The sequence below is a fragment of the Myroides sp. NP-2 genome (assembly GCF_014145665.1).
GTDB lineage: Bacteria > Bacteroidota > Bacteroidia > Flavobacteriales > Flavobacteriaceae > Flavobacterium.
The window spans coordinates 1-27,000 of sequence record NZ_JACHTD010000019.1 but is presented as its reverse complement, the minus strand read 5'-3'; the positions used below and the strand labels follow the sequence as shown (position 1 = coordinate 27,000).

Here is a 27,000-nt window from a genome sequence, read left to right as displayed (position 1 = left end):
ATATGTTCAAAAAACTAGGTTTTCTCTTAATGTTCTCTCTTGCCTTGATTGCTTGTAAAAAAGAATCTCCTGAAGATCGCTACATCAAAGCCTTTCTCCCCAAAGTACTAACTTTAGATTCATCTGACATCGCGGACTTTAAAAAACACATGGTTTTTAATGAGGAAGGAAATTTAACCTCGTGGAACAGTGACATGTTAGAAAAAGCATATAAAACGGAAGACGATTATACCTTTGCCTTACTGGGGATTTACAATAAACTAGGCATGAACCCTAGTAAAATAGTACTTGTAGATTCCACTAGTAACGAAAGAGTGCTTCAACCTGGTTTTTTAGACATCCACAGTAATAAAATTCCTTTATCTGAGGTGGCGGATTGGGATGCGTTATTCTATATAACATCCACTAATTGTGGTATTTGTATTCAAGATTTCCAACAGATGAATGAACTCGCAGCAAAACACGCTAATAAAGGGATTAAATTTGTTGCTATTTTTGATAAAGTACAAAATATCGAGAATTATAAAAAAGGAACGTCTTTTCAAACACTAGGTTTTCTAAATGAGGATTGGATTATCCTTCAAAAAAATATTTTCCTCCCCTATTTAACCCAAAAATATGAGGATCGCCTCGGATTTCCGTTTATATTCTTCAGGAAAAATGGGATTGATTTAGGTCAATATCCCAAATCATCAGATAAGGCTGAGATTAACCAATACATCCTAGACCAGTATGAAGTCAAAAATGACCAATAAAAACGTTATTTAAACTAAATTGATGTACATTACCCTATACTAATCCAGCGTAAATGCTACTCATGATAACCCAAATACGAATTTTATTTCCGTACTATTTACTTTCTTGGACCTTAACGCTAGGCTTGAGTTTACTTGTCCTACCGTTGTTGTGGTATCTGACTCCAATTTTCGCTTGTGGCTTAACCATGATATACTTTTGGTTCTTTCGCAAATATGAGTTTTACTATTTTTAAAATTGTGGTATACAACCCTTTCGACTATTCGGTTGGTTATTTTTGACCAATCTATTTTTAGCCTTGCTTGTGTCTCAACTAATGCATTAATTCTATGGCAACCTTACATCTCGACAGTCTTGTCTATCGTCTCAACGACAAAACACAGTTAAACAATGTGTATTTATCGTTACAAACAGGAGATATTGTAGAACTAATCGGTTCGAATGGCGCTGGAAAATCGTCTTTATTGGAAATTTTATTTGGCACCAAAAAAGCACAACACTACCATCTTAGGATTGATAACCATCTCATTCGCCAAAGACATCACTTGTCCAAATATTTTGCATTCAAACCCCAATTCGCGATGTTTCCCAAGCAATTGCGCCTACGTGATGTATTGCCAACAGTCTATGGGACTTGGCCCGAATTTGAATCAAAGCAAAACGAACCTATTCACAACTTCTCTACAGGTATTCAACAACTGATTCAGACATTATTCGTATTGGATCTACCTCAACCCTTTATTCTTTTAGATGAGCCTTTTGCTGGATTGTCTCCCCTGCTCCAAGAACGACTTCTTCCTATTTTACAAGAAAAAGCACAAAACAAGGGGATTCTTATCGTCAATCATATTCCTGGTCTACTATCCTCCATTCGCACCAAACAATTGCAACTGCATAACGGTAGTCTCCAATCTACTTAACAAGGCTTTCAAGTACTATTGAAAGCCTTTTTTATTTTTAACTACGATATACAAACAACTATAAACTAATGCATTAAACATTCAAACACACTTTAGGACTTCTCTTTTTTACGGTTTACTTTCACTCTAAAATCAACTGAAAACCGAGGATAGGGGTGTAATACTGAGCAACATTAATGATGAAAAAATTCATTTTACCGTTTTCGTTTTTAGCCTTTTCATCTCAAGGTTTTGCCAATTGCTTTACAGTTAATTTCTCATGTGGTGGTGATACAACCTATTGTGCTGAAGAAAATTCTTCAATAACACAAATCACGAAAGATCTTCGCCAAGTTGATGAATTTGTATGCGAATAAAAACTTGACAACTCCAGCGTGTTTTTACACGCTGTTTTCTCTAAATCTTAAAACTATCATGATGAAGAAAACACTTTTTACAATTCTCGTTTTTATGTTGACCATTTGTTCTTATGCTCAGCAAAAAACAATTATGCGTTATAATTATGCTGGCAAAATTGTCTCAGACAAAACGCAGCCCCAAAAGATAGAGGAAAGCGTATTTGTATTAGATATTGACTCTACCCAATCTTCGCGTTTTCTTGAATTAGCACTATTAGAAAGAAAGCAAAGTGTAGCTACTGCAAAAGACCAAAATGAACTCATGCAAGTTCTTCATACTTATCGCCCTAAAACGGATTTTACTGTTTTTTATTTCAACGGAATAGCAACAACTAATACTGCTATTCATACAACAGTTTATACGTATCAAGATTCTATCAGTGATTTGGTCTGGAAAATGGAACCTAACCGCGAAAAATGGAATACTTATACCGTCCAAAGAGCTACGACTTTTTATGAAGGACGCCAATGGAATGTTCTATTTACACTCGACATTCCTTTAAGAGACGGTCCTTATAAATTTAAAAACTTACCTGGTTTTGTGGTTAAAGCTTGGGACGACGAACATCACTATGAATTTGAATTTATCAACAGCGAAAAAGTGACGATTGACAATTGGGATCTGGTTAATCCAAAAGAGATCGTAACTCAAATCACACCTCAACAATACGAAAAAGCATTAAAGGTCTATCAAAACAAAACGTATAAAGATTTATTAATTGAAATGAATCCTGAGAATGCAAAAACAATTCCCGATGAATATGCTGAAAAAATAGGGCTTCGTTCAAATCTGATCTTCAAGGTTCAATAAAAAAAGAACTCCTGTTTCAATCTAACGATTACTTATATATCACACCTTCTATTATGTTATATCACTTCCGTTGTTTTATAATTCTGTCTCTTCTCTTAGGAAGTATGATCGCTATGGGGCAGCAACGCATTCAAGGAAGAGTAGCAAATACATCCAATACGCCTATTGAAGGAGCCATCATCTCCCTCGTAAAAGCAGAAACAGAAGAAGTGATTCAATATACACAATCCAATGCAGCAGGTGTTTTTGAAATGACTCTACCTACGCCTAGTCCAAACCTCAACTTGCGCATTCAACATCTTGATTATGCTATTTATCACCAGGCCTTAGTTTTTCCCGTTTCTTATTTAAATCTGACCTTAACAGAACAAGTAACAGTACTGGAAGAAATTGTAATTAAACCCACACCGATCACCCAACGCAATGACACATTGAGCTATAATGTCGATTCTTTTGCATTAAAAACAGATCGCGTTTTAGAAGATGTATTAAAACGCCTTCCTGGCATAGAAGTGAGTACTACGGGTCAAATCAAATACCAAGGTGAGTCAATCAATCGCTTCTATGTAGAGGGATTAGATTTGATGAAAGGACGTTATACTGCAATTACCAACGCTATTTCGCCTGACGATATTAGCCGAGTAGAGGTGTATGAAGATCACCAACCGATAAAAATGTTAGAAGGGGCAGTTTCAACAGGAAAACCCGCTTTAAATATTCGTTTAAAAAACAGAGTAAGTCGTGCGGGTACAGCTAAAATTGGAGAAGGCTTTAGCCCTTTTATTTGGGATATAAGGCTTTCTCCTATGCTCTTTAGTCGCAATTTCCAAGCCTTAGGAAGTTATGAAACCAACAACACAGGATCTACTTTAGCAACTAAAATGAACAATCTCTACTCTTTTGAAGAATATAATACTTTTTTATATTCCCCTACCAACACCCCTTTTCTACAAATTGCCACTAATGCTGATCCTTTGATCAATCAAAATCGCTATTGGTTTAATAAAAGTCATTTAGGGAATCTAAATGTCTTGCAAAAATTCAAAAACAACTGGGAACTTACAGGAATTTTATACTATTTAAATGAAGATAATGACGCCAACGATAGAGTACAAACCACGACGATACACTATCTAAATCCATCACTTAACACCTCTGAGCCCATCAAATACCAAAGAACAACGGCTAGTCGTGCGGCAAAAGAAATCTTCCATGCTGAATTTACCGCAACGCAAAATCAAAAACAGAACTATACCCAAAACAAAACGACAATCCGCGTATCAAAAGATAAAACAAAAGGGGATTTGATGGTCAATACGCCAGAAAATTTGATTCAGCAGAAAGTAAACGCTCCAATTTTTCAGTTGCAAAATACGTTGAGTGCCCTTATTCCCATAACAGAAAGGCATTGGATTAATTTTCGTACGCTCCTAGATTTTTCAAACAGCAAAGAAGAGTACGCTGCTTCTCCAACTGCACTTTTTAATATAGGAAATCAAGATTTAGCTCCTTACCCATCCTTATTTCAGCACTGTGATACTCAATCTTTTTACACAAAAAATGGAGTCGCCTATGTCTGGAGAAAAAATGCTTGGACGTTTTCTGAAGAATACAACTTTAGCTTTCAACAAACGCATTTCAACACCCATTTGTATGGAAGTGAAACTGGTTTTTGGATTCCTATCCCTGGAGATTATCACAATCAACTGCGTTATCAAACGAGCAGTAATGCCTTGCATTCCAAAATCAGTTTCAAAGCAAAGCGTTGGTCTTTGAACCTTAATCTTCCCTTAGACTGGACCACCGCTTCACTGATTGACAAAGAAAACAACAAAGGTGAGAACAATCGCAAATTATTTCTTTCTCCCACTCTTTATGCACAATATGTTGCTTCTTTATATTGGACATTTAAAGGAAATATAGCCTATACGAGTGCTTTCACACCGCTAAATCAACTGTATTCTTCTACTGTACTCAATGAATTAAATTTTAGCGCTTACAGCAATCGTGTTTTATCTAATCATCGGTTTAGGAGCAAATTTGAAACTAACTTTAAAGATCCTTTTACTGGGTGGTTTGCGTATTTAAATTTGGAGTATGTTGAACAACAAAATCCTCTTTTATATTCACAGGAAATTGGCGAAAATGGACAACAAGTTATTCAAGCCATTGAGCAACACAACACCCAAACAACACAACGCTTAGAACTAAATATCAACAAGTTTATCGAACCAATTAGCACAACCTTAAAAGGAAGTTTTTCCCATAGTAGAAATAAAAAACCTATGCTAATTAACCAAGTGCATAATACAGTAAGAACTCATCAAAACACCTATCGATTCAGTTTAACCAATACCTCTTTTACCTGGTTGAATATTGATTATTCCTTTGCCTATCAACACTTAAAAAACAACGACGTCTCTTCCTCCACTAGCTCTAAAACAACACATGAGGCAACCGTAAGTATAGTGCCATTTGCCCAACATGCTGTTCTTACAACCTTAGCCTATCAACAAGATCACATTCAACAACAAGCATTCAGCAATACATTTGTAGATATAACCTATCGCTATACCTTTTCCAAACGCAAAATTGATTTGGAACTCGCTTGGACCAATATTTTTAATTATAAAGAATACAATCAGGTCATCATCAATGATATAATGACAAATGTAATGCAGGCTCCAATACGACCTAGGCAGTTGCTAGCCTCCATTCGTTTTTCTTTCTAAACGAGAGCTTCTTATTCTCATAAATAAAGGCGTTCAACAGCTGTTGAACGCCTTTACCTACTAACGCATCAAATTTAAAAATAGAAAACTACTTCCGTTTAGTTGTTACAATTATAACGCCATTTTTTGCTTCTTCTCCAAATTCTTTTATTGCCTCTTCTCCTTTGATGACATTTACTTGTTTAATCTCATTAGGATCTAGGGTATTGATTACCTCCATGTCCTTCACTTCTTTACCATCTATAATATATTTTTGTTTTGGTAATGCAGTTTCTCTTTGTCTTCCTCCTATGACAGTAACCTTGTGGAAACCATTAGCTTTTTGTTCTTCTTTCGCTTCAGACTTGCCTTCTCCAGAAGTGATACTAATGACTCCATTTTTTTCTTTCTCACCATAGCGTTCGACTCCTTCCTCTTTCTTTCTAACCTTCTCCTGATACAGGACTTGTTGCACTTCTTTCTTTTTAGCTAACTCCTCTTTCATTCTAGCTTGCTCTTCTCTCATTCTATCCTTTTCTTGATTCAGGGCTTGTTGTACTTCTTTCTTTTTAGCTAGCTCGTCTTTCATTTTAGCTTGCTCTTCTTTCATGCGATCCTTCTTTTCTTTCAGTTCAGCTTTTATCGATTGTGCACCTTCTTCTCTCAATTTCTTCATCTCTTGTCTTGAAGCTTCCATGTCGCGCTTTGCGGCTTCCATATCACGTCTCGATGTCTCCATATCGTGCTTTGCGGCTTCCATATCGCGTCTTGAAGCTTCCATATCGAGCTTCGCCTGCGCCAAGATTTCTTTGGATTCTTCCTTGGTTAAAGTAACAAACGAAGGCCCTTCACCCGATCCCAGTGTATAGGAAAAAGCTTCTTCAGTTGGTCTAGTTTGAATGACGTCTAAAAATTGTTCCGAAGACATCTCCTTGCCATTGGCAAGCACTTTCATGCCCACTCCACCATTGGCTTCTTCTTGAGCCTTGGTTTTGATAATCTCCAGTTGTTCCTCTGTTATGGAGTCCCCGCTGTTAATAGTCATCACATTGGGATTGGCTGATTTTTGGGGTTCTTGTTCTACCGTTTGATTCGCTAGCCCAGGATTCGTTACTGGATTTGTTGCGATTATTTCCGCCTTGGTTTTAACTTGAAAAAGCAAGAAGAACCCTATTGCGATCGGTAGGCATAGCATAAATTTAGTTTTTTTCATCTGGTTGGATTTTGGTTGGTTTAACATGATGATTCGCTTTTTTAGATCGGAAGATCCAAAAGAATTGACTAATGAAGACCGTTTGTTTTGTTCAAACTGCACCAAAGTCATTTGATATTCATAGCTATTTTGTTTTGTACTCACCTGTTGATCAACGATATACTCTAAATTGAGTCGAACTGCCTGTTCCAAGAATCGCAAAAGCGGGTTGAACCAAAAAATGCGACGCAACAAATAAACGAGTAAGAGATCAAGCGTATGTTTCTGTTGTACGTGAATGCGTTCGTGTTGGATCACCGTATCCAATGCTGGAAGTTCACTGTAATTGACCGGTAAGACAATCCATTTCCAAAAGGAGTAGGCCTCGGCAGTGGCTTGATCAATTTTAATTGTAGGAGTAGTGGCAGACCACAGTGGCAAGCCCTTCACACGACGGATTAATCGCATTACTTTGAGCCCCACAAGCAGTACAATAATGCTTGTAATAACCCAAAATACATAGGGAAGATTAGTCTGTAGATCCAAGCGTTCTACAACCGTTTGTTGTACTTCTACCCCAGATTCATCTTCCATTTTATGGAGTAGAGAAGCCCAATCAAAGCTTTGTTGCACATAGACCGTTTTGGTAAAATGAATGAATGGCAACATAAAACTAAGCGCAATTCCCCCTGTGAAATAGTAGCGGATTGCAGTAAAAAACGTCTCTTTTTTTAAAGCAAAGTAGTAAAATGCCAAAACAAAAAGCAACAAGCCATTTACTTTCAATAAATACAAGATAAAAGATGTCATACGCTGTAGTATTAACGATTGCTATTTTCCTTATTGCGTGTTATGATCGACATAATCTCTTCCAACTCCTTATCCGACACCTGTTTATCCTGAACAAAAAAGTTGACCAAATTGCTAAACGAATTATCAAAATACTTCTGCATGGTTTCTTCCATAAACATGGAGCGATAGTCTTCCATAGAAACAATAGGATAGTACTGGTGTGACTTTCCATAGGCTGTATGCGACACCACCCCTTTTTCCTCTAAAATGCGAATTAACGTGGAAAGGGTATTATAATGTGGCTTAGGTTCTGGCATCTCCGCTAGTATATCATTGACAAATCCCTTTTCTAACTTCCAAAGGATGTGCATAATTTCTTCTTCTTTATTGGTCAGTTTTTCCATCTTATTTCATAATTATACAAACAAACATATAACTAAAATTTTAGTTATCAAACTAATTTATTAGTTATAAGGTAAAAAAAAATAAAAAAAGCACTGTAAATCATGTTGATTTACAGTGCTTTTAAAGAAAAATAACACGTAGTCTCCTACAACGCTTCTATAAGTTGAAGCATTTCTTTTGGACCAACATAGGCGTAATGTTGGTATATAATTTCATAGTTTTCATTTAAAAAAACCAAAGCGGGATAAGCATTTTGCGAAGTTAGCGCCTCAGCTAATTCATGCACACCAGATTGAAGTCCCTTTTTTCTATAGACGAATGCTGTATTTTTAAACTGTATTTTTTCCTTTGACTCAGCGTCAAAAGAAACAAAATACGCTTTGTCGAGTAACGCTTGTTGTACGGCGGAGTTTGAAAAGGTTTTCTTTTCCATCAACGCACAGTAGTTACACCAGTTGGTATGTAAAAAAACAACGATTGGCTTCGCTTTTTCTTGCATTTTCGCTTCTAAATTCGAGAAGCTAACTTCTTGAGCTTGGGCACTAACCCAACCCAGGCACAGGAACAGCCAAATAAAGCGTCGAAAATAGCCTATACTTATCCCCTTCATGGTCTAACTAATTTAGAAAATGTTATATCGAACACCAATAAAACCTCTAATTCCTTGTAAAGCGGTATAGCTGTAATCATTTGGTTCAAAAATCACGTCGGTTCTTCCTGGAGGCGGTGTCACACCATTTCCTGGTTCACCGAAGGGATCCCACCATCTTGCAATCGTATCTTCTTTAGGTAGGGTATTGAATAAATTCTTCACTCCTCCATACACTTGAATGTTGTTGCCAAATTTTTTAGTAACCTGAACATTCGCAATAACCGTCCACGGCGAATACTCTGGTCTATAATCGTCTTCCACACGTGGCAAACGCATAGGTCCTTTCCAATCAGCTGTTAAATCTGCAGAAAAACCATTGCCAAAATTATAGCTCGCTATCACATTACCTGACCATTTAGGCGAGTGGTAAATTTGTTCACGCACTCCATCTTCTTTGCGGTACACATCCATATAAGTAGCTCCTGCCATCAATTTTAACGGAAAGTCAAAAGCTACATCAATATTTAAGGAAATTCCTTTAGAGATTGCATGACCATCTAAGTTGGCATAAATAATTTTGGTTTGATCCGTATCAGTATCTGCATCGATTTTATTGGTGAAGTAGGTATAGAATCCGTTGATATCAAAGTTGAATGCTCCGAAATTAGTAGGTACTTTCACCGTATAATTTAAGTTGGTATTATAGGATTTCTCTGGATCTAAGTTTTCCGCAAAGACAACCTCTCTGGCTCCTGTTAGGGCACGGTGGTCTTCCGTAAACACATTGACCACTCTAAATCCAGTACCAAAACTTGCGCGCAAAGCGTGATTGCTGTTTGGCGAAAATTTATATCCTACACGAGGAGAGTGAATCCCACCATGTGTTTTGTCATAATCAAAGCGATACCCCAACAACAACTTATTTTGCTTGTTTAACGACCACTCATCTTGTACAAATAGTCCTGGAATTGGCGTTTCTTCTGGTTGATTTTTCACCAAACCATCCTCGTCATATATACCTGTTGCACGTGTATTGTCATCATAGTAGGTATATTTAAACGATCCACCTACTAACAAGCTGTGGTTCCCCAACGTTTTATCCCAATAGAGTTGACCAAAAGCCACTTGTTGCTTGGCATCATAAGACTCGGGACCGTACATAGAATTTTGTCCGTGATAGATATATGAAAACTGGGTATAGATGTTTTCTGTTGTCGGCAATTGATACATTCCGATCGCTTCAAAGCGATTGGTAAAAATACTTTCCGCATACACCTCTTCTCCACCTCTGTGTTTTTTTCTGTTCCAATGTGTTTCACCTCCCCAACGATCTTCATACACATAGCGCAAAGCTAAGCTCGCTACTTTATTTTCTGGGCGTTTTAAACTGAATTTGTTAAACAAGGACACGCGCTCTTGTTGGGTAACATCTGTAAAGCCATCGCCATTTTTATCTTTGCGCTCGCCAAACTTAAAGTAGTTCCCTCCAAAAAGACCATTTACTTTTTTTCCTAGCTTATATCCCGCTCCTAGATCTAAATTATTCTCCAACCACGTCGTTGAAAATGCATCTACACTTAGTTTTGCTGCATGTTCAGGATCCTTGGTAATCACGTTTATAATTCCACCCATAGCTTCTGTACCATACAAAGAAGAAGCAGGTCCTTTCACCACTTCCACGCGTTCAATCATATTAGTTGGAATTCCAAACAAACCATAAACAGTTGAAAGGGAAGACACAATTGGCATACCATCAATCAAGATCATCGTATAAGGACCTTCCATTCCATTGATGTGAATATCTCCTGTGTTGCAAACATTACAATTCAATTGAGGTTGTACCCCGTTAATCATTTGTACCGCATCAAATAAATTCGCTGTTGGATTTTTTTCGAAGAAAGCAGGAGTGTAAATCTCTACTGGCGTCACAGCATCCGATTTTAATACCGGTTTTAACGAACCTGAAATAACGATTTCTTCTAAGCTTGAATCCTCTTCTAAATCAAAATTAACTGTTACCGTTTGATCTTCCTTTACAGTCACTCGCTTTGACTTTCTTTTAAAACCAACAAATTCTGCATGGACAAGATAGGTTCCTACTTGTAGCCCATCCAGCTTATATACTCCTTTGTCATCTGCTGTTGTGCCTTTCGAAGAGCCTTCAATAAAAACACTCGCATAGGACAAAATATCACCTCTTGAGGTAATCTTTCCTTGAATAGTTTGAGCCTCTACTGCAGCAGTAAAAAACAGTAGACACAAAAAACTTATTAATACACGCATAAAAAATTATTTACTATTAGATTAAATTAAAATTTAGGCAAAGCTAAAAATATAATTTCAATAAAAAAATTGTAAATTTGTATTTTATAAAAAATTACTCCATGCTTACGTATTCAGAAGAAAACTACTTGAAAACAATTTTTCACTTGTCCCAAGGGGAAGAAAACGGAATTTCTACCAATGCCATTGCTGCGCGAATAGAAACTAAAGCGTCTTCCGTTACGGACATGATCAAAAAATTGAACGAGAAAAAACTGGTGACCTATCAAAAGTATCAGGGGGTTCGATTAACTTCAGAGGGGCTGTTAGCGGCAAAGATGATTGTGCGTAAGCACCGTTTATGGGAGGTATTCTTAGTGGAGAAATTAGGTTTTAGCTGGGATGAAGTACACGATGTAGCAGAAGAGTTAGAGCACATTAAATCGGAAAAATTGATCAATAAGCTGGAAGCTTACCTTGGTTTTCCAACAGAAGATCCCCATGGAGATCCGATTCCCAATGCAAAAGGGGAAATTAAGCAAATCAAGAAAAAATTATTAGCGGAAATAAAGATTCAACAAACGGTAATCTGTGTGGGGGTCAAAGATTCTTCCGCCGAGTTTCTACAATATTTAGATAAGCAAAAAATCGCTTTAGGCAGTGAGATTGTAATTTTAGAAATTGAACCTTTTGATCAATCGTATTTAATTGAGATCAACGGTAGTAGAATTACTATTACGAAGAAGATTGCAAATAATCTTTTTGTACAATTAAAATAATTGCAAGGCTTACTCCCCAGTAAGCTTTTTTTTATCAACATACCAACAAGAGATCATGAGAAAATTATTTAGTTCACTTGCATTAAAACACCATACATTAAAAAATAGGCTAGTAGTTTCGCCCATGTGTCAATACACGGCTACAGACGGTTTTGCAAACAATTGGCACTTGGTTCATTTAGGGCAATTTGCCATAGGACAAGCGGCAGCGGTAATTCAAGAAGCCACAGCTGTTGTTCCTGAAGGGCGGATTACCTATGGAGATTTGGGAATTTGGTCAGACGCTCATATCGAAAAACTAGAGGAAATCACGCAGTTTATCAAAGAGCAAAACTGCATTCCAGGGATTCAATTGGCACATGCGGGACGCAAAGCCAGCTGTGAAAAACCGTGGATTACACGAGACCAGATTGCTCCCAACCAACCTAATGGATGGCAAACTGTAGGACCGTCAACACTAGCATTTAATGAAAAAGATCATCCGCCTGTTGCGCTAACCAAAATGGCTATTGCCCAAACAGTAGAGGCTTTTAAACAAGCCACTCGTCGTGCCATTACAGCGGGCTATGAGATTATAGAACTGCATGGAGCACATGGCTATCTCATCCATCAGTTCTTTTCGCCCTTAATCAATACAAGAAGGGACGAATATGGTGGAAGTTTTGAGAATAGAATTCGATTTTTACTGGAGATTATCGATGCGATACAACCCCTACTCACGACTCAAAGCCTATGGGTGAGAATCTCAGCAACAGATTGGGCTGAAGGAGGGTGGAATATGGAAGAAAGTGTTGCACTTGCCAAAATATTGCAAGACAAAGGAGTTGAAGTTATTGATGTAAGTAGTGGTGGTGGTGTACGCCATCAGCAAATAACCACGGGCCCAAACTATCAAGTACCCTTTGCCTCTGAAATAAAAACCAATACTTCATTAATTGTAGGAACCGTTGGAGAAATTAAAACGGGTCAACAAGCGGAAGACATTTTACAACAAAACAAAGCGGACCTGATTTTATTGGGTCGCGAATTTTTACGAGATCCTCATTTTGTTATGACGGCATCGGCTCAACTTGATGAAGAAATTCCATGGGCTTCTCAATACGAAAGAGGAAAAGAATAATTAAATTTTACATATTTTCAATGAATAAAAGCTTATTAGCTCTAGCTGTTGGTGGACTAGCCATCGGTATGACCGAATTTTCGATGATGGGCCTTTTGCCCGAAATTGCAAATGACTTAGGCATATCCATTCCAAAAGCAGGAAATTTTATCTCAACCTATGCCTTAGGAGTAGTGGTTGGTGCTCCATTATTGGTTATGTCATCCAATAAATTTGCCCCGCATAAAACGTTAATGGCCTTGATGTTGTTATTTTCTGTTTTCCACGTTCTTTTTGTACTCTCACCTTCATATTCGACCTTAATCGCTACGCGCTTTATGTCTGGGTTGCCGCACGGAGCCTTTTTTGGTGTAGGATCAGTGGTAGCTACACAACTCGCCCAAAAAGGAAAAGAAGCCCAAGCGGTTTCCATCATGTTTGCTGGATTAACTACGGCCAACCTCGTTGGAGTGCCCTTAAGCACCTGGATCGGACAACATTACACTTGGCGTGAAGCATATGCATTAATTGCCTCAATGGGTGTATTAACTACACTCGCCATTTACTTTTGGATTCCCAAACTACAAGCAGATACTACCACCAATACCAAAAAACAAATGGCCTTTTTCAAAACGCCAATTGCCTGGATTTTAGTCGCGCTAATTTCTATTGGTACTGGGGGACTTTTTGCCTGGATCAGCTATATCGCACCAATGATGACCAATATTGCCTTGATTCCCGAAGCAAATATTCCCATTATCATGACTTTAGTAGGGTTAGGTATGTTTTTAGGTAATTTTGTTGGTGGAAAAATTGCGGATACCTTTTCTCCAGCAAAAGCAGTAATTGTCTCCTTTACTTTGATGGCCGCTTGTTTGATTATCGTGTACTATACAGTTCATATTCAATGGATGGCTTATGCCATGTCTTTGGTAACCGGACTAGTTGCCTTTACCATCGGTTCGCCTCTACAAATGTTGTTGATCAAAAATGCCAAAGGTTCGGAAATGTTAGCGGCATCAGCAGGACAGGCCTGTTTTAATATTGGGAATGCCCTTGGTGCTTTTCTAGGAGGAATTCCAATTACGATGGGCTTTGGATATAACTCTCCTGAATGGGTTGGTGCTGGAATGGCCTTATGCGGCGCTATGCTCGCCTATCTATTTATTCAATTTAAAAAAAGAGAAGCATCTTTGCCACAAGAAATTCAATAGTTTACAACTACATTCTACTAGCAAAAGACCCGCGATTCACAATAAGTTTATAAATTTGCAGAAATAATTTTTTACCATGTATAGAACTCATACTTGTGGAGCACTAAGTGCTTCTGATATAAATACAACAGTTACCCTGTCTGGCTGGGTGAGTAAACACCGTGATAAAGGCTTTATGATTTGGGTTGACTTACGCGATCGTTACGGCATAACACAGTTGATTTTTGACGCAGAGCGAACAGATAAAACTGTTTTTGAAACGGCAAAAAACTTAGGCCGTGAGTATGTGATTCAAGTAACAGGAACGGTTATCGAACGCGCATCAAAAAATCCAAATATGCCAACAGGGGATATTGAGATTTTAGTTGAGTCACTAACGATTTTAAACGAATCGAGTGTTCCGCCTTTCACTATTGAAGATGAAACAGATGGTGGAGAAGATATTCGCATGAAATATCGCTACTTGGATATTCGTAGAAACCCGGTAAAAAACAGTTTACTTTTCAGACATAAAGTAGCACAAGAAGTGCGTAATTACCTTTCAGCACAAGATTTCTGTGAAGTAGAAACACCTTATTTAATCAGTTCTACGCCAGAAGGGGCTCGTGATTTTATCGTACCTTCTCGCATGAATCCAGGTCAATTTTACGCCTTGCCACAATCTCCACAAACCTTCAAACAATTGTTGATGGTCGGAGGTATGGATCGTTACTTCCAAATCGTGAGATGTTTCCGCGATGAGGATTTACGTGCAGATAGACAGCCTGAATTTACACAGATTGACTGTGAAATGGCATTCGTAGACCAAGAAGATGTAATGGATACTTTTGAAGGAATGACCAAACATCTGTTAAAATCTATTCACGGGGTTGAAATTGACAAATTCCCACGAATGACTTTTGAAGAAGCCATGCGTACCTATGGAAATGACAAACCAGATATTCGTTTTGGAATGAAATTCGGTGAGTTAAATGCTGTAGCTCAACACAAAGAATTTGGTGTTTTCAACAGCGCTGAATTAGTAGTAGGGATTGCAGTACCTGGTGGAGCAGCCTATACTAGAAAAGAAATCGACGCTCTAATTGACTGGGTAAAACGCCCACAAGTAGGTGCCTCAGGTATGGTATACTGTAAATGTGAAGCTGATGGCTCTTTCAAATCATCGGTAGACAAGTTCTATGATCAAGAAGATTTGAAGCAATGGGCAACTATTACAGGTGCACAAACTGGAGATATTATCTTCATTCTTTCAGGTCCTGCAAATAAGACTAGAGCACAATTAAGTGCACTTCGCATGGAACTAGGAAATAGATTGGGCTTGAGAAAAGCCGATGAATTTGCTCCTTTATGGGTGATTGACTTCCCTCTATTCGAGTGGGATGAAGAATCAGGACGCTATTTTGCGATGCACCATCCATTTACTTCTCCTAAAAAAGAAGATATGGCATTGCTAGATACAGATCCAGGAAAGGTTCGTGCAAACGCCTATGACATGGTCTTAAACGGAAATGAAATTGGTGGAGGTTCTATTCGTATTCACGATAAAGCAACACAAGAATTGATGTTTAAACACTTGGGATTCTCTAAAGAAGAAGCGGAAAAACAATTTGGATTCTTGATGAATGCTTTCCAATATGGTGCACCACCACACGGAGGATTAGCTTTCGGTTTGGACCGTTTAGTAGCTATTTTAGGCGGACAAGAAACGATTCGCGATTTCATTGCCTTCCCTAAAAACAACTCAGGAAGAGACGTAATGATTGATGCACCTAGTGCCATCCGTCCAGAACAATTAGAAGAATTACACATCGCTATTAAAGCATAAAAAAAAGAGCCAGTGGCTCTTTTTTTGTTTACAGTTGACGGTGTGCGGTTGACTGTAAATAAAAAAGGAATGAGTTCCTTAAACTCATTCCTTTTTTTATTGCATATTGCCTTACTTGGCGTTGTACATATTCATCGCATTGTTTAATCCGCCCAAAGCAAACTCTTGAATAGCCTTAGAAGACGTTTCTAGGCGCTCTACAAGCTTTTCTTTCTCCTCTGCAGACCATTCACCCAAAACATAATCCACTTGCTGTCCTTTCTTAAATTCATCGCTAATTCCAAATCGAAAACGCGGATAATTCGTATTGGCTAAAACGGCTTGAATACTCTTCAATCCATTATGCCCTCCATCGGATCCTTTGGCTTTGATTCGAATCGTTCCAAATGGAATATTTAAATCATCCGTTACGATCAAAATTTGCTCTAAGGGAATATTCTCTTTTTGCATCCAATATTGAACAGCTTTTCCGCTTAAATTCATATAGGTATTGGGTTTTAGTAACAACAACGTTCTCCCTTTCACTTTTACTTCAGCCAAGCTACCTAATTTCACCGTTTGCCAATCGCCACCCAAATCACGGGCCACTTGATCCACAACCTTAAATCCAATATTATGACGGGTGTGAATATACTCCGCACCAATATTTCCTAAACCGACAATTAAAAACTTTTTCATTGTATTCTCTGACTAATTTTTAACGTACAAAAATAACGTAAAGACAAGACATTCCATAAGTTATTTCGCACAAATAAAAAAAGCGCTTGTACAAATACAAGCGCTTTTAAATATAATATAGCGTCTACAATTATTTTTTCTTTGCAGGTGCTTTTGCTGCTTTTGCTGCTTCTTGAGCTGCTTTCATCGCTGCACGAGAAATTCTCACTTGACACACTACTGTGTTATCTGGGTGTAACAATTTATAGTTATCCGTTTTAATGTCTGTAACGTATAATTTATTCCCCATTTCTAAGTCAGAAATGTTTACTTCTACGAAGTCAGGTAAGTTAGCTGGTAAAGCTCTAACTTTTAATTTACGGTTGTTGATGTTTAATACACCCCCAGCCATAACTCCTTTAGAGTTACCTGAAATTTTGATAGGCACTTCTAAAGTGATTTCTTTATCGTCGAATAATTGGTAGAAATCGATGTGTAAGATTTTGTCAGATACCGGGTGGAACTGAATATCTTGTAAAATTGCATTGATTTTTTTACCACCTTCTAATTCAATCACAACAGTGTGTACGTTCGGAGTGTAAACTAAACTTTTGAATGCTTTCTCTTCTGCTGTGAAGTGGATTGCTGATTGTTCTCCTCCGTATACTACGCAAGGAACCATTCCAGCATTACGTAAGGCTTTAGTAGACACTTTACCTACGCTTTCTCTTTCTGATCCTTTAATTGTAATTGATTTCATTACTTTAAATATTTATTAATTAATAATTTACATTACGAATGTTTGGCTAATCGACATATTCGATTGCACATTGTGCATTACTTCAGCAAACAAAGGTGCACAGCTTAATACTTTAATTTTGTCACATGGTTTTTTTAACGGAATTGAATCGGTTACGATTAATTCTGTCAAAGAAGACTCTTCAATCTTCTCATACGCACTTCCTGATAGAATAGCATGCGTACAAATTGCACGTACGCTCAAAGCTCCTCTCTCTAACATCATATCTGCAGCTTTAGCAAGCGTTCCTCCAGTATCGATCATATCGTCTACCAAGATAACGTTACGTCCTTTCACCTCGCCAATAAGCTCCATCTTTTCAATTACGTTTGCTTCTTTTCTTTGTTTATAACAGATTACAACATCCGAATTTAAAAACTTAGAATAGGCATATGCTCTTTTTGATCCTCCCATATCTGGTGATGCAATTGTCAAGTTCTCGATGTTCAAGCTTTTTACGTAAGGTAAAAAGATCGTTGAAGCATACAAATGATCCACTGGTTTTTCGAAGAATCCTTGAATTTGATCTGCGTGTAAATCCATAGTCATGATTCGAGTTGCTCCAGCTGATTCTAATAACTTCGCTACTAATTTAGCTCCAATTGGAACCCTTGGTTTATCCTTTCTATCTTGTCTAGCCCATCCAAAATAAGGAATTACAACCGTGATATGTCTAGCTGATGCTCTTTTTGCAGCATCACACATCAACAATAATTCCATTAGGTTATCCGCAGATGGAAACGTAGAACACACTAAGAAAACTCTTCGTCCTCTTATAGATTCTTCAAAAGAGGGCTGAAACTCACCATCACTGTAATGTGACAATGTAACTTTACCCAATTCTACTCCATATTCTTTTGCTATCTTCTCTGCTAATTCGATGCTTTGAGAACAAGCAAAAATTTTTGCTTCTGATTCAGGATTTAACATTTTTTCTAATTAGTTGTTATGTTGTTAGTTAGCGCTTCCTTATACTAATTCAGCGATGCAAATTTATAAAATATTAATTGACTAATAGAATTTTTTTGATTTTTTTCTTTGTTAGAATATTTTTTTCTTTACATTTGCACTCACAATTCAACACCAAATGCCCGGATGGCGGAATTGGTAGACGCGCACGACTCAAACTCGTGTTCCTAGGAGTGTGGGTTCGATTCCCACTCCGGGCACGAAAACCCTAATTACTATGTAGTTAGGGTTTTTTATTTGTATTTTAGTCAACCATTAGTCAACATCTTATTAATTTATATAGATAGAAATAAGTATGAAATAAAAAAGAGTGCCTTTATAGACACTCTTTTTTTATCTTCTCTATTGTATTGCTGTTAAAATTTCTTTATCAAAATATAAGTAATTATCTGAATATACCCATTGTTCAGAATCTCCTTCTAAAGTAGTTGTACGATTAATCTTCTTTGGTTTACCCCAAGACACTTCACACATTTCTTTTGTCATTCCTAAAGAGACGTTTCCTCCTACAATTTTTGTCCAATTTTCACTACCAAACTTCTTTTTATACAATTCCGCAGACTCTAATGAAAATACAAATGACGGCAATTGCGAAAACATTCTTTTCAATAATACTTCCTCACCTTTACTATTTTTAAGAACAAGTGCGAGTTTAAAATCTTTTTCTTCAATTGTTATGTCAATACACTCCCAAATACTTCCCGCAGTAAAATCCTCTATTGCTTTACCTGTGTTTTTATCAACCATTAAATCAGGTAATGACCAATTAAAACCTCTAATCACAAATTTTTTTCCTTTCTCTGATTCTCTAACTTTATTAAAGTGTCTAACAGAAATAAAAGGAAAACTATGTTCGTATTCACTATTGTATTTAAAATAAACTATATCCTTACTTTCTTTTTCTTCTAATTTCAAAAAAGAAACATTTTTGTATAAATATTCTGAAGTTGATGCCTCTGGGTGAGGTATAACATCTAAAACAACAAAATATTTTCCTGTCAGTTCATTATATTTCGAATGAAAACCATCACAACATTTATAAATATTTGATTCGTTTAAAATATCTTTTTTCTTGTAATTATTCAAAAAACCCTCATATCCAGAATATTGCATTCCTTTACGTTTACCATTTAGATAAAGTTCCTCCCCAATATACTTACGAACATCTTTTCCTAAAAAATTCTTAGACCCATCATAAGGTTTTTCATCTGCAATTTCAACCTGTTGAGGTACTTTAGTAGTTGTAATTTGTCCGTATGATGACACTACAGAAAATAGCATCAATAATAATGTTTTATTAAGCATTACTAGTTATCTTTATTAGTTTCTCTCGTTTCTCTTGTCAATCTTTCTATATCATTCTCTTTTCTCATTAAATAATGATATACATTTTGATTCCCTATTGTAATTGCATAAGCCTGCACAAATTGAAAACCATGACCTGATAAATAATTTAAGGCATCAACCATTGAATTAAACTTCACGCGTTCGCCTTCTTTATCACGGATAAACATTTCATCTTTACTACTAAAGAATTTTGTATTTTGTCCAAAATCAATTTTCACACTCACTTTATCACTAAACATTTTCCCTTCTCCAACAATTAAAATATACTCAACATCCAATTCTTTTAAAGGTATGTCATTTACCGTTTGAGCATTAACAAAACAACCAAACATTAAAACTAGAAACAATAATACTTTTCTAAATACTTTCATAATTTTTACTTTTAACCAAAAGTATTAAATTATCAATATAGTAAAAAACAAAAAACTAACAAATAGGTATTTAACAATAGGGCAAATTAAAAAAACAACCCGTAAATACAGTGAAACAATTAAAACTATAGAAAAATTAATCACACGTGATGGACTCAAAAAATACATTTGAATAGATTAATAATATATAATTTATCCTGTTTAAAAGTAACCACTACGCGCGCGCGTAATTACCCGACACATTAACTAAACTCCTAAATCTTGAATCAAATTGTACTGCTTATAAGTGTAATATTTCATATTTCTAAGTTTTACATTGTTTGCCTTATTTCTAATATTATGCGCTATCTCTTTGATTTGCAAAGCAAAAGAATCATTAACTCTATTACTACTTAGATAATTGTTTTTGATTTTATTAAATAGCACAATATTATTTTTATAATAATACTTTAATCCTGTGTGTGATAATAATTTACTTGACTCTTTCTGCATTGAGATATCCACACCTGTAATTATACACTTTTTAGTATTAACTACCTGATTTGACACTATATATAAATAGTCATTTTGGGTAGTTATCTTTATTAATGAATCTATTTTACAACCTATTAAAACACTTACTTCATTCTGAACCTTATTAGAGTACTTGTTTGTAAATTCTCTTAATTGGTTTTTATGATATTTATAATTTTCATTTGTGCCTTTTATAAGACCATTCCAATAATTAAGACTGTCATACCTTTCAATCTTTAATCTCACATTTTCCTTTAAATGGTCAATTTGGGTAGTAAAATCATAGAATAGAATATTATCCCATTCAATGTGAAGTACACTTTTAAACTCTGTAAAAACTTTTTTTTGAAGATCCAATAAAGAATAAATACCAATACTATGTAATTTTTCCATTTTTCGATACTTAATCTCGAATCGTAACAAGTTATCAGGTACATCTGAAAACCTTTTTTTAAAGTGTTTTGTTTTATTATATAGTTTTATAAAATACTGTGAATGAATCGCCTGTTTGTAATTACCATCAACACTATTATATTTTACTTCAAATGGTACTTTTCTATGTAAAATAGAATAATTAATAATCTTATCCACTTCATAAGGCACAACAACATTAACTCCTACCTCTAAACATCTTAACCGACAATCTTGTGCATTAATGTTAAATTGGCAACTTAAAAACTGAATAGTATTTAAAAGGTCTTCAATATGAAAATCATTGTAATTGTGTTGCCCATTATTAAATAACTTATGTAGACTACCACTTATAAAAATATTACCCGAATTATGTATTTCAAACTTCATATTTTTATAATAGGCAACTTTATAACACGATAGTATTTCTCCTGTAGTAGTATTTACTTTCTCTGTAAAATTTAAGTGTTCGTTACACTCTAAAATTGATTGATATTTAGATGGTAACATCACTTTGATAAAATCAACCATTTTATATACATTTGAATTAATAAAATTCTTACAATAATGCTGTAAGATTTTAAACTGAACAATTGAAAAGAGGTGCGTTTAAACACCTCTTTTTTAATTAATACTGTTCTATAATTCTGTTTAAAATGGTTTGATTACGAGTATAGAAAGACCTATAAACGTCTATCTTTAATTGATTATCATTAAAAACGAAAACCAACAAACTACGTTTACCATTAAACACTCTGTCACCAAAAAAAACATTTTGTTTAAACGTAGGTCTTAATCCTGTAACCTTTTCGGAAGTTGCCCAATTAGAAGTAGTACGCAGTCGTAAGTATTTATCAATTCCCTTTGCCTTAGAAAAACCTCTAAAATCTTCAATTCTCAAAACCTCTGTCAATAAATTAGTGACTTTAGTTGATTGATTAATGATTTCGAAAATGTTATAACTCTTAACCGAATGCGTTAATAAATAGAAATGACTATAATAATCAGGTATTTTAAAAACTGTACTCATATACTAATCATTTAAAGGGATTAAACAATTATGTATATCACTACTTAGAAAGTAAACACGTGCACCTAACCCGAAAGGTTTTAGTTTACCTGACTTACACCAATTATGAATAGTAGAAATATCTACTTTAAACATTTCTGCAACCTCTTGACGTGTTAAATATTCATTTGGTTGTCTTGGTTTGAAGTTTTCTAAAAAGGTACTTAATACCTCTTGAACCCCTTTATTGATTTCCTCTTGCAATTGTTGAGGTGTAACAGAAATAAATTGAATTTGACTCATTTTACAATTCGTTTATAAATTAATAATGAGTCAAAGGTCTATCTACTTCAATTCCTATTTTTATGACTTTTTTCCCTATTTTCGGAACTCCTCTTTTAAACTAGTGTATAACAATTTTCGTGTTTTACTATCTGCTTTATTATTATACGAATGATTATCATTAAATTTCATGTATTCCATTGGTATAAGGTCTGCTTTCTCCAAAAATTCAACCATTGATTTATATGATACGTCTCTCATTATCATACCATCCTCTTTCATCTTCTTAACAAGAAAACTTACAGAATTAAATAAATCATCTTCTTCTCTCCTTTTTAAAAATATATTGAAAAAATTAAGACTATCATTCCCTTTAAATATATCTGAATAAAAAATATTGTTTGAAGTACTTTCCAACTCTATTTGTTCCGTTCCTACTATTAATTCAGGATAATATTTTTTTAAATATTCCTCTCTAACAGTTGGAAAATACTCTGTAATTAAATTTCTAATCAACTGTATATCTGTAATTATTGAAATAAAATTTTTATGATTATCATAATTAGGAACATATATTTTGTTAAAGGCTCCAATTTCATAATATTCTTCATATACCCTAATCTTACCTTCCTCAACTCTAAGGCAGATAAAACCAGCCTTAACTTGTGCAATTGCCCTATCACATAACTTTATCTTCCAATCAGAAGGCAGTGATTTCTCTATAACCTCCTTCTCTTTAAAATTTATCTTATCTTCTGAATCTATATATATATCTAATATATCATTTGAAACTTTATAAATTGTGTGTAAAAGTCTATCATTCTCTATTTTTGTTCTTACTAAATAATTTTCAAAATCAATTACATCTAAAAAATTTACTCCTATAGACACGATTGAGAAGTTATATGTTAAGTATCCCTTTTGGATATCATTTAAAATAATTTCCTTAAATTTCTGCAACTGAAAATCTAATATTCTTAAACTAAACTCTCGCATAACCTAAACAACTTTTTTTATAACCCTTAGAGTTGGTTTATTATTACTATTCATTTTCTCAAAAAAGGACATAAATAAATCTGCATTTGCATCTTTGTCCTGTCTTTGGTTAATATACTTTAAGAATATATTTTCCTGTGTATGTCCTGTTATACTCATAATTACAGGTGTAGGCATTTGTTTATAAAAATTAGTTGCAAAGGAACGTCTAAAACTATGTGAAGTTATAAAGTTGTATTTTGGCAAAGACACTAATTCCTTTTCTTTAGTTTCTGAATTAGTTATATATCCCTCAACTACTTCATTAATCTTTGCTATCTCACAAACTTTAGATATATGATAGTTTATCTTATTAAGTGAGACAGGTTCAGGAAAATCATTTTTTAAAATACTTAATACAAAGTCTTGCATTACGCCAATAGTAACATTCTTACCTGTTTTTTGTTGTAATACATCAATATATACTCCTTTTGTATTTTCTCTTATATTATCAGGTGTGATACTCAATAAATCGCCCCCTCTTTGCCCTATATAACAACCTATTAAAATCCACTTCTGAACGGTTTTAAGGTGTTTTGTCGGCATTTCAGTATGATATATCTGTAATAACTCATCAAATGAAAGTGTATGAATAAATCGGTCTTTGTCTTGCTGTCTGAAAGGTTGCAAAGTAGTTGAATGAATTGTAACATTAATATCATTCTTTTGTGCATCTAAACACACCGTTTTAATAAACTCGAATTGTTTACCTGAATAATTAACTGTGTATTTTTTGGTTTTAAGTAACCACGTTTTAAACTTTTCCGTAAAAGACTTATTAATATCTTTAAAGAGTATTTTTACTTTAGAATACTTTTCAAACTCCTCTATAATCTTTTTAAACGAACGATAATTTTTAATTGTGCCCTCACTTAATCCTATTTTCCCCCCTCTTGTTTCTTTGGTGCTGGCATTATCAATCATAAATTGAATATAATTTACAAATACATTTGTATCTGATTTATCAATACGATTAAAACAAGTGTTTATTTGATTTTCTAACCAATTCCCATCAATAAGTACACCTTTTGCTAAATCGTCGTTTAAAACCTCGTATAAATGCGTTTGAAGTCTATTTAAACTATTGCGTAGTGTTTTACTCTCTGCATTAGTTTGTTTAGGTAAACCTGTTTTCTCACTCCATTGTTGAGCATTAATAATAAAACCTGTACTTTTCCTAACCACTAGACCCCGACTGACAGAAACGCGAACGTGTATTTGTGCATTCTCTTTCTTACTTTGTAAAAAGAATTTAATTGTTGCCATAATAATTGATTTAAACTGAACACTCAAAAATAATCAATTATAATAAGTTAGTCAACATTTAGTCAACCATTAGTCAACACCTTTCAATTTTATTAGATTTATTTCAATAAAAATAGAAAGACAAAAACAATACAACTACTTGAAATACAATAGAATAATACTTAAAATCAAATATTTACAAAACATAGGTATTTACAAGGTATTTGTGTGGGTTCGATTCCCACTCCGGGTACTAAAAAAAGGCCTAACTCGATGAGTTAGGCCTTTTTGTTTTTAAGTTTTAAAACTTAAAAACAGCGTACTTCAACGTAACTCCGAACGTAAACAAGAACTCGCCGTGTTGAACGTCAAAATCTTGAATATATCCTCCACCTACATGGATGTTAAAAATCAGTCGAGGAGTAATGTATTGTTCATTACCAATATGTCCCTCCGTAATCAATATTTGATTATAACTTGGATCTGAAGTTTTGCCAAAAGAATACTTTACTTGAGTAGCCAGATAAAAAGTTCGTTCCTCTTCATTGACAAAATGCCACTTCAAATTGGCCTTAGTAAAAGGAATAAAACCATATTCATAATAATATCCACTTGTTTCTTCTAACTTATAGCCTGCTCCTACGCCAGCGAAAGCTTCTAAGTGAATATCATATGTCAGTCTTGTTTTAAAAGAGGTTTCTATCCCTTGTCCGCCAAGATTAATGTAAACCGTATTATTCTTGTTTTGCGAAAAAGTGGATTGATACACACACAAGCTGACAAGAAAAAAAAATAATTTATTTAAGTGCATACGTTCTATTTTAGCTCGCGAAAATAAACAAAATACAACGTTAAATTTTACAAAATTTTTGTTATTTATTTCAACCAATACCTATTCCAACAGGAATAAAAAGAAGGAGGCGAAATTACAGGAACAACAACTCAAATTCCAGATAGAAACCGAAACGCCATGCAACAAAAAAGGCTAACATATCCTGTTAGCCTTTTCCATTTACTATTCTATTTTGCATCATCTGCAGAAGGACCATACATCCCAGGAATTGGAATATCCAACAAACGCAAATAGACAGAAAGCTGTCCTCTGTGGTGGTAGATGTGGTTATTTACAAGAAAACGGTTAGCGCCAACCTTAGGCATTTCCACAATAGTGTGTTCCCCGGCTTTTAGTGCCCAATTTTCCATCCACTGCTCTTCAGTCATGCCTTCTAACGCTACCACAACTCGTTTCTCAAATGCATCAATCAACGCTAATAAGTCTTCTGTTGTTTTAGCCTCTAACGCCTTGTATTCCGTATGGAAATTCAGTGACTTTTGCTTGGTAATCCACTCCGTCCAAACAATTAACTCAACAATATGCTTAGATAAATCCCCTAAACTCATAGATTTTGCATGAGGTTTCCAATCCCATTGATCTGTTGGTACGCAAGCGATAATTTTTCTTGTACTATTTAATTCATGCTGTAATTCTAGCAAGAAACTTTTGTTGATACTCATAATTCAAAATGTTATTTTTCTTCTAGGAAAGCTACGAAACGAAAGGCACATAATCAATTTATTTGAAAAATATAATTTTATTAAAAAGGAATAACAAACCAGGTTAGGGTACTTCCTCCGGGGTCACTATATTTGTAAAAAAATGAAAACTTGAATCGAGAAACTACCTACCTTTCCTTTGATGAGGCCAAACGAAAACTAGAAAATTACTGTGCGTATCAAGACCGCTGTCATTCCGAAGTAGTAAACAAGATGTTCCAATTAGGTATAACACCCCAAATACACGATGAAATCATCGTTCACCTCATAGCACAGAATTATCTCAATGAAGAGCGATTTGCAAAGAGTTTTGCACGCGGCAAACACCGCTTGAGTGCTTGGGGTAGAAATAGAATCACTTCAGAATTAAAATTCAGAGATATTAATCATCGCTTAATCACATTAGCGCTTGCAGAAATTGACGATGAAGAATATTATGAAACTTTCGATCGCATTAGCGAAAACAAATGGAATCAGCTAACAGATACTGATATACAAAAGAAAAAACAAAAGTTTCAAGCCTATTTATTCCGAAAGGGATATGCCATGTCCGACATAATAACTAAGACTCAGGAATTAGAAAATAATAGTCAATAAACGAATTTTAAGCCCTTTTACGGGCTTTTATTTATTTAGAAGAAGTTTTATTGATGTGCGTGGTAGAGTTTGTTATTTGCGTGGTTTATCTCACCTAGTTTATAATTGTTTTGGTGTTCGATGAATCTACGATTTGTTTTTTGCGCGGTTTGTTCTTTGCGCGGTTTATCTCACCTAGTTTATAATGGTTTTGGAGTTCGATGAATCTACGCTACGGTTTGTTAGTTGTGCGATTTGTAAGATAATTGTGCTTTACAACGAGTATCGAACGAAGAGCAAAGAGCGACGAAATCTGTGTTCACTATTCACTATTCACCATTCACTGTAAACCAAAAAAAAAGCCTGACTACTTGCGTAATCAGGCTTTCAAAAGAAGGGCGACGACATACTCTCCCACCATGTGGCAGTACCATCTGCGCTAGCGGGCTTAACTTCTCTGTTCGAAATGGGAAGAG

25 protein-coding genes, 1 tRNA gene and 1 rRNA gene are annotated in these 27,000 nt (G+C 35.2%); 10 read left to right on the top strand and 17 right to left on the bottom strand.

Going from position 1 to position 27,000, the window contains the following annotated elements; genetic code table 11:
• Positions 1–2: 2 nt before the first annotated feature.
• The 4 genes from H4K35_RS14430 to H4K35_RS15850 all read left to right on the top strand — a co-directional run bounded on the left by H4K35_RS14430 (position 3) and on the right by H4K35_RS15850 (position 5,617).
• Positions 3–755, top strand: coding sequence for a hypothetical protein (locus H4K35_RS14430; protein WP_182628651.1), 753 nt, complete (start codon positions 3–5; stop codon positions 753–755).
• 330 nt (positions 756–1,085) lie between these two features.
• Positions 1,086–1,676, top strand: coding sequence for an ATP-binding cassette domain-containing protein (locus H4K35_RS14425; protein ID WP_182628650.1), 591 nt, complete (start codon positions 1,086–1,088; stop codon positions 1,674–1,676).
• Positions 1,677–2,090: 414 nt separating this feature from the next.
• Complete coding sequence (locus H4K35_RS14420) at positions 2,091–2,885, top strand: GLPGLI family protein (RefSeq protein ID WP_255492491.1); 795 nt, start codon at positions 2,091–2,093, stop codon at positions 2,883–2,885.
• Between the two features lie 53 nt (positions 2,886–2,938).
• Complete coding sequence (locus tag H4K35_RS15850; protein WP_255492490.1) at positions 2,939–5,617, top strand: Plug domain-containing protein; 2,679 nt, start codon at positions 2,939–2,941, stop codon at positions 5,615–5,617.
• An 88-nt stretch (positions 5,618–5,705) separates the two neighbouring features.
• Here the strand turns inward: H4K35_RS15850 and H4K35_RS14410 are convergent, their stop codons facing one another.
• The 4 genes from H4K35_RS14410 to H4K35_RS14395 all read right to left on the bottom strand — a co-directional run bounded on the left by H4K35_RS14410 (position 5,706) and on the right by H4K35_RS14395 (position 10,860).
• Complete coding sequence (locus tag H4K35_RS14410) at positions 5,706–7,598, bottom strand: M56 family metallopeptidase (RefSeq protein WP_182628649.1); 1,893 nt, start codon at positions 7,596–7,598, stop codon at positions 5,706–5,708.
• Positions 7,599–7,609: 11 nt separating this feature from the next.
• On the bottom strand, positions 7,610–7,984 hold the full coding sequence (locus H4K35_RS14405) for a BlaI/MecI/CopY family transcriptional regulator (RefSeq protein WP_182628648.1): 375 nt from the start codon (positions 7,982–7,984) through the stop codon (positions 7,610–7,612).
• Positions 7,985–8,130: 146 nt separating this feature from the next.
• Complete coding sequence (locus H4K35_RS14400; protein ID WP_182628647.1) at positions 8,131–8,595, bottom strand: thioredoxin family protein; 465 nt, start codon at positions 8,593–8,595, stop codon at positions 8,131–8,133.
• Between the two features lie 12 nt (positions 8,596–8,607).
• Entirely contained in the window at positions 8,608–10,860 is a 2,253-nt protein-coding gene (locus H4K35_RS14395) for a TonB-dependent receptor (protein WP_182628646.1), read from the bottom strand.
• Positions 10,861–10,961: 101 nt separating this feature from the next.
• Here H4K35_RS14395 and H4K35_RS14390 point away from each other — a divergent pair, with 101 nt between their 5' ends.
• The 4 genes from H4K35_RS14390 to aspS all read left to right on the top strand — a co-directional run bounded on the left by H4K35_RS14390 (position 10,962) and on the right by aspS (position 15,756).
• A complete protein-coding gene (locus H4K35_RS14390; protein ID WP_182628645.1) occupies positions 10,962–11,618 on the top strand; it encodes a metal-dependent transcriptional regulator in 657 nt (218 codons plus the stop codon).
• A 55-nt stretch (positions 11,619–11,673) separates the two neighbouring features.
• Positions 11,674–12,738 (top strand): NADH:flavin oxidoreductase/NADH oxidase, encoded by a 1,065-nt coding sequence (locus H4K35_RS14385; RefSeq protein ID WP_182628644.1) that lies wholly within the window; start codon positions 11,674–11,676, stop codon positions 12,736–12,738.
• 20 nt (positions 12,739–12,758) lie between these two features.
• On the top strand, positions 12,759–13,931 hold the full coding sequence (locus H4K35_RS14380; RefSeq protein ID WP_182628643.1) for an MFS transporter: 1,173 nt from the start codon (positions 12,759–12,761) through the stop codon (positions 13,929–13,931).
• A gap of 76 nt (positions 13,932–14,007) precedes the next feature.
• Positions 14,008–15,756 (top strand): aspartate--tRNA ligase, encoded by a 1,749-nt coding sequence (gene aspS / locus H4K35_RS14375; RefSeq protein ID WP_182628642.1) that lies wholly within the window; start codon positions 14,008–14,010, stop codon positions 15,754–15,756.
• A gap of 111 nt (positions 15,757–15,867) precedes the next feature.
• On the opposite strand, the gene pth is transcribed toward aspS, so the two are convergent.
• The 3 genes from pth to H4K35_RS14360 form a co-directional block, all read right to left on the bottom strand.
• Complete coding sequence (pth, locus tag H4K35_RS14370; RefSeq protein WP_182628641.1) at positions 15,868–16,434, bottom strand: aminoacyl-tRNA hydrolase; 567 nt, start codon at positions 16,432–16,434, stop codon at positions 15,868–15,870.
• A 130-nt stretch (positions 16,435–16,564) separates the two neighbouring features.
• Positions 16,565–17,173 carry a 50S ribosomal protein L25/general stress protein Ctc gene (locus H4K35_RS14365; RefSeq protein WP_182628640.1) on the bottom strand — a complete coding sequence of 203 codons (609 nt, stop codon included), beginning with the start codon at positions 17,171–17,173 and terminating at the stop codon, positions 16,565–16,567.
• 27 nt (positions 17,174–17,200) lie between these two features.
• Positions 17,201–18,142: a ribose-phosphate pyrophosphokinase gene (locus tag H4K35_RS14360; RefSeq protein WP_182628639.1), complete on the bottom strand. Its 942-nt coding sequence runs from the start codon at positions 18,140–18,142 to the stop codon at positions 17,201–17,203.
• A gap of 159 nt (positions 18,143–18,301) precedes the next feature.
• On the opposite strand from H4K35_RS14360, the gene H4K35_RS14355 reads away from it, so the two are divergent.
• Positions 18,302–18,381: transfer RNA gene (locus H4K35_RS14355), tRNA-Leu, on the top strand.
• Positions 18,382–18,523: 142 nt separating this feature from the next.
• On the opposite strand, the gene H4K35_RS14350 is transcribed toward H4K35_RS14355, so the two are convergent.
• From H4K35_RS14350 to H4K35_RS14310, 9 genes are all read right to left on the bottom strand, one after another.
• Positions 18,524–19,486 (bottom strand): hypothetical protein, encoded by a 963-nt coding sequence (locus tag H4K35_RS14350; RefSeq protein ID WP_182628638.1) that lies wholly within the window; start codon positions 19,484–19,486, stop codon positions 18,524–18,526.
• A gap of 2 nt (positions 19,487–19,488) precedes the next feature.
• Complete coding sequence (locus tag H4K35_RS14345) at positions 19,489–19,899, bottom strand: hypothetical protein (RefSeq protein ID WP_182628637.1); 411 nt, start codon at positions 19,897–19,899, stop codon at positions 19,489–19,491.
• A 246-nt stretch (positions 19,900–20,145) separates the two neighbouring features.
• Positions 20,146–21,354, bottom strand: a complete 1,209-nt coding sequence (locus H4K35_RS14340; protein ID WP_182628636.1) for a hypothetical protein — start codon at positions 21,352–21,354, stop codon at positions 20,146–20,148.
• A 97-nt stretch (positions 21,355–21,451) separates the two neighbouring features.
• Positions 21,452–21,853: a hypothetical protein gene (locus tag H4K35_RS14335; RefSeq protein ID WP_182628635.1), complete on the bottom strand. Its 402-nt coding sequence runs from the start codon at positions 21,851–21,853 to the stop codon at positions 21,452–21,454.
• A 3-nt stretch (positions 21,854–21,856) separates the two neighbouring features.
• A complete protein-coding gene (locus H4K35_RS14330) occupies positions 21,857–22,135 on the bottom strand; it encodes a helix-turn-helix domain-containing protein (protein WP_182628634.1) in 279 nt (92 codons plus the stop codon).
• 75 nt (positions 22,136–22,210) lie between these two features.
• Positions 22,211–23,110: a hypothetical protein gene (locus H4K35_RS14325; RefSeq protein ID WP_182628633.1), complete on the bottom strand. Its 900-nt coding sequence runs from the start codon at positions 23,108–23,110 to the stop codon at positions 22,211–22,213.
• A gap of 3 nt (positions 23,111–23,113) precedes the next feature.
• Complete coding sequence (locus tag H4K35_RS14320) at positions 23,114–24,415, bottom strand: phage integrase SAM-like domain-containing protein (RefSeq protein ID WP_182628632.1); 1,302 nt, start codon at positions 24,413–24,415, stop codon at positions 23,114–23,116.
• Positions 24,416–24,695: 280 nt separating this feature from the next.
• A complete protein-coding gene (locus H4K35_RS14315; protein ID WP_255492489.1) occupies positions 24,696–25,205 on the bottom strand; it encodes a hypothetical protein in 510 nt (169 codons plus the stop codon).
• Between the two features lie 209 nt (positions 25,206–25,414).
• Positions 25,415–25,909 (bottom strand): DinB family protein, encoded by a 495-nt coding sequence (locus H4K35_RS14310; protein WP_182628631.1) that lies wholly within the window; start codon positions 25,907–25,909, stop codon positions 25,415–25,417.
• Between the two features lie 150 nt (positions 25,910–26,059).
• Between H4K35_RS14310 and H4K35_RS14305 the strand changes: the two genes are divergently transcribed.
• Complete coding sequence (locus H4K35_RS14305; RefSeq protein WP_182628630.1) at positions 26,060–26,545, top strand: regulatory protein RecX; 486 nt, start codon at positions 26,060–26,062, stop codon at positions 26,543–26,545.
• Between the two features lie 372 nt (positions 26,546–26,917).
• Here the strand turns inward: H4K35_RS14305 and rrf are convergent.
• Positions 26,918–27,000 (bottom strand): 5S ribosomal RNA (gene rrf / locus H4K35_RS14300); the annotation flags it as partial.

Bases quoted from the DNA above. Each gene is read 5' to 3' on its own strand.
- H4K35_RS14430 (WP_182628651.1), top strand. From the start codon at position 3: ATGTTCAAAAAACTAGGTTTTCTCTTAATGTTCTCTCTTGCCTTGATT.
- H4K35_RS14425 (WP_182628650.1), top strand. From the start codon at position 1,086: ATGGCAACCTTACATCTCGACAGTCTTGTCTATCGTCTCAACGACAAA.
- H4K35_RS14420 (WP_255492491.1), top strand. From the start codon at position 2,091: ATGATGAAGAAAACACTTTTTACAATTCTCGTTTTTATGTTGACCATT.
- H4K35_RS15850 (WP_255492490.1), top strand. From the start codon at position 2,939: ATGTTATATCACTTCCGTTGTTTTATAATTCTGTCTCTTCTCTTAGGA.
- H4K35_RS14410 (WP_182628649.1), bottom strand. From the start codon at position 7,598: ATGACATCTTTTATCTTGTATTTATTGAAAGTAAATGGCTTGTTGCTT.
- H4K35_RS14405 (WP_182628648.1), bottom strand. From the start codon at position 7,984: ATGGAAAAACTGACCAATAAAGAAGAAGAAATTATGCACATCCTTTGG.
- H4K35_RS14400 (WP_182628647.1), bottom strand. From the start codon at position 8,595: ATGAAGGGGATAAGTATAGGCTATTTTCGACGCTTTATTTGGCTGTTC.
- H4K35_RS14395 (WP_182628646.1), bottom strand. From the start codon at position 10,860: ATGCGTGTATTAATAAGTTTTTTGTGTCTACTGTTTTTTACTGCTGCA.
- H4K35_RS14390 (WP_182628645.1), top strand. From the start codon at position 10,962: ATGCTTACGTATTCAGAAGAAAACTACTTGAAAACAATTTTTCACTTG.
- H4K35_RS14385 (WP_182628644.1), top strand. From the start codon at position 11,674: ATGAGAAAATTATTTAGTTCACTTGCATTAAAACACCATACATTAAAA.
- H4K35_RS14380 (WP_182628643.1), top strand. From the start codon at position 12,759: ATGAATAAAAGCTTATTAGCTCTAGCTGTTGGTGGACTAGCCATCGGT.
- aspS (WP_182628642.1), top strand. From the start codon at position 14,008: ATGTATAGAACTCATACTTGTGGAGCACTAAGTGCTTCTGATATAAAT.
- pth (WP_182628641.1), bottom strand. From the start codon at position 16,434: ATGAAAAAGTTTTTAATTGTCGGTTTAGGAAATATTGGTGCGGAGTAT.
- H4K35_RS14365 (WP_182628640.1), bottom strand. From the start codon at position 17,173: ATGAAATCAATTACAATTAAAGGATCAGAAAGAGAAAGCGTAGGTAAA.
- H4K35_RS14360 (WP_182628639.1), bottom strand. From the start codon at position 18,142: ATGTTAAATCCTGAATCAGAAGCAAAAATTTTTGCTTGTTCTCAAAGC.
- H4K35_RS14350 (WP_182628638.1), bottom strand. From the start codon at position 19,486: ATGCTTAATAAAACATTATTATTGATGCTATTTTCTGTAGTGTCATCA.
- H4K35_RS14345 (WP_182628637.1), bottom strand. From the start codon at position 19,899: ATGAAAGTATTTAGAAAAGTATTATTGTTTCTAGTTTTAATGTTTGGT.
- H4K35_RS14340 (WP_182628636.1), bottom strand. From the start codon at position 21,354: ATGGTTGATTTTATCAAAGTGATGTTACCATCTAAATATCAATCAATT.
- H4K35_RS14335 (WP_182628635.1), bottom strand. From the start codon at position 21,853: ATGAGTACAGTTTTTAAAATACCTGATTATTATAGTCATTTCTATTTA.
- H4K35_RS14330 (WP_182628634.1), bottom strand. From the start codon at position 22,135: ATGAGTCAAATTCAATTTATTTCTGTTACACCTCAACAATTGCAAGAG.
- H4K35_RS14325 (WP_182628633.1), bottom strand. From the start codon at position 23,110: ATGCGAGAGTTTAGTTTAAGAATATTAGATTTTCAGTTGCAGAAATTT.
- H4K35_RS14320 (WP_182628632.1), bottom strand. From the start codon at position 24,415: ATGGCAACAATTAAATTCTTTTTACAAAGTAAGAAAGAGAATGCACAA.
- H4K35_RS14315 (WP_255492489.1), bottom strand. From the start codon at position 25,205: ATGCACTTAAATAAATTATTTTTTTTTCTTGTCAGCTTGTGTGTGTAT.
- H4K35_RS14310 (WP_182628631.1), bottom strand. From the start codon at position 25,909: ATGAGTATCAACAAAAGTTTCTTGCTAGAATTACAGCATGAATTAAAT.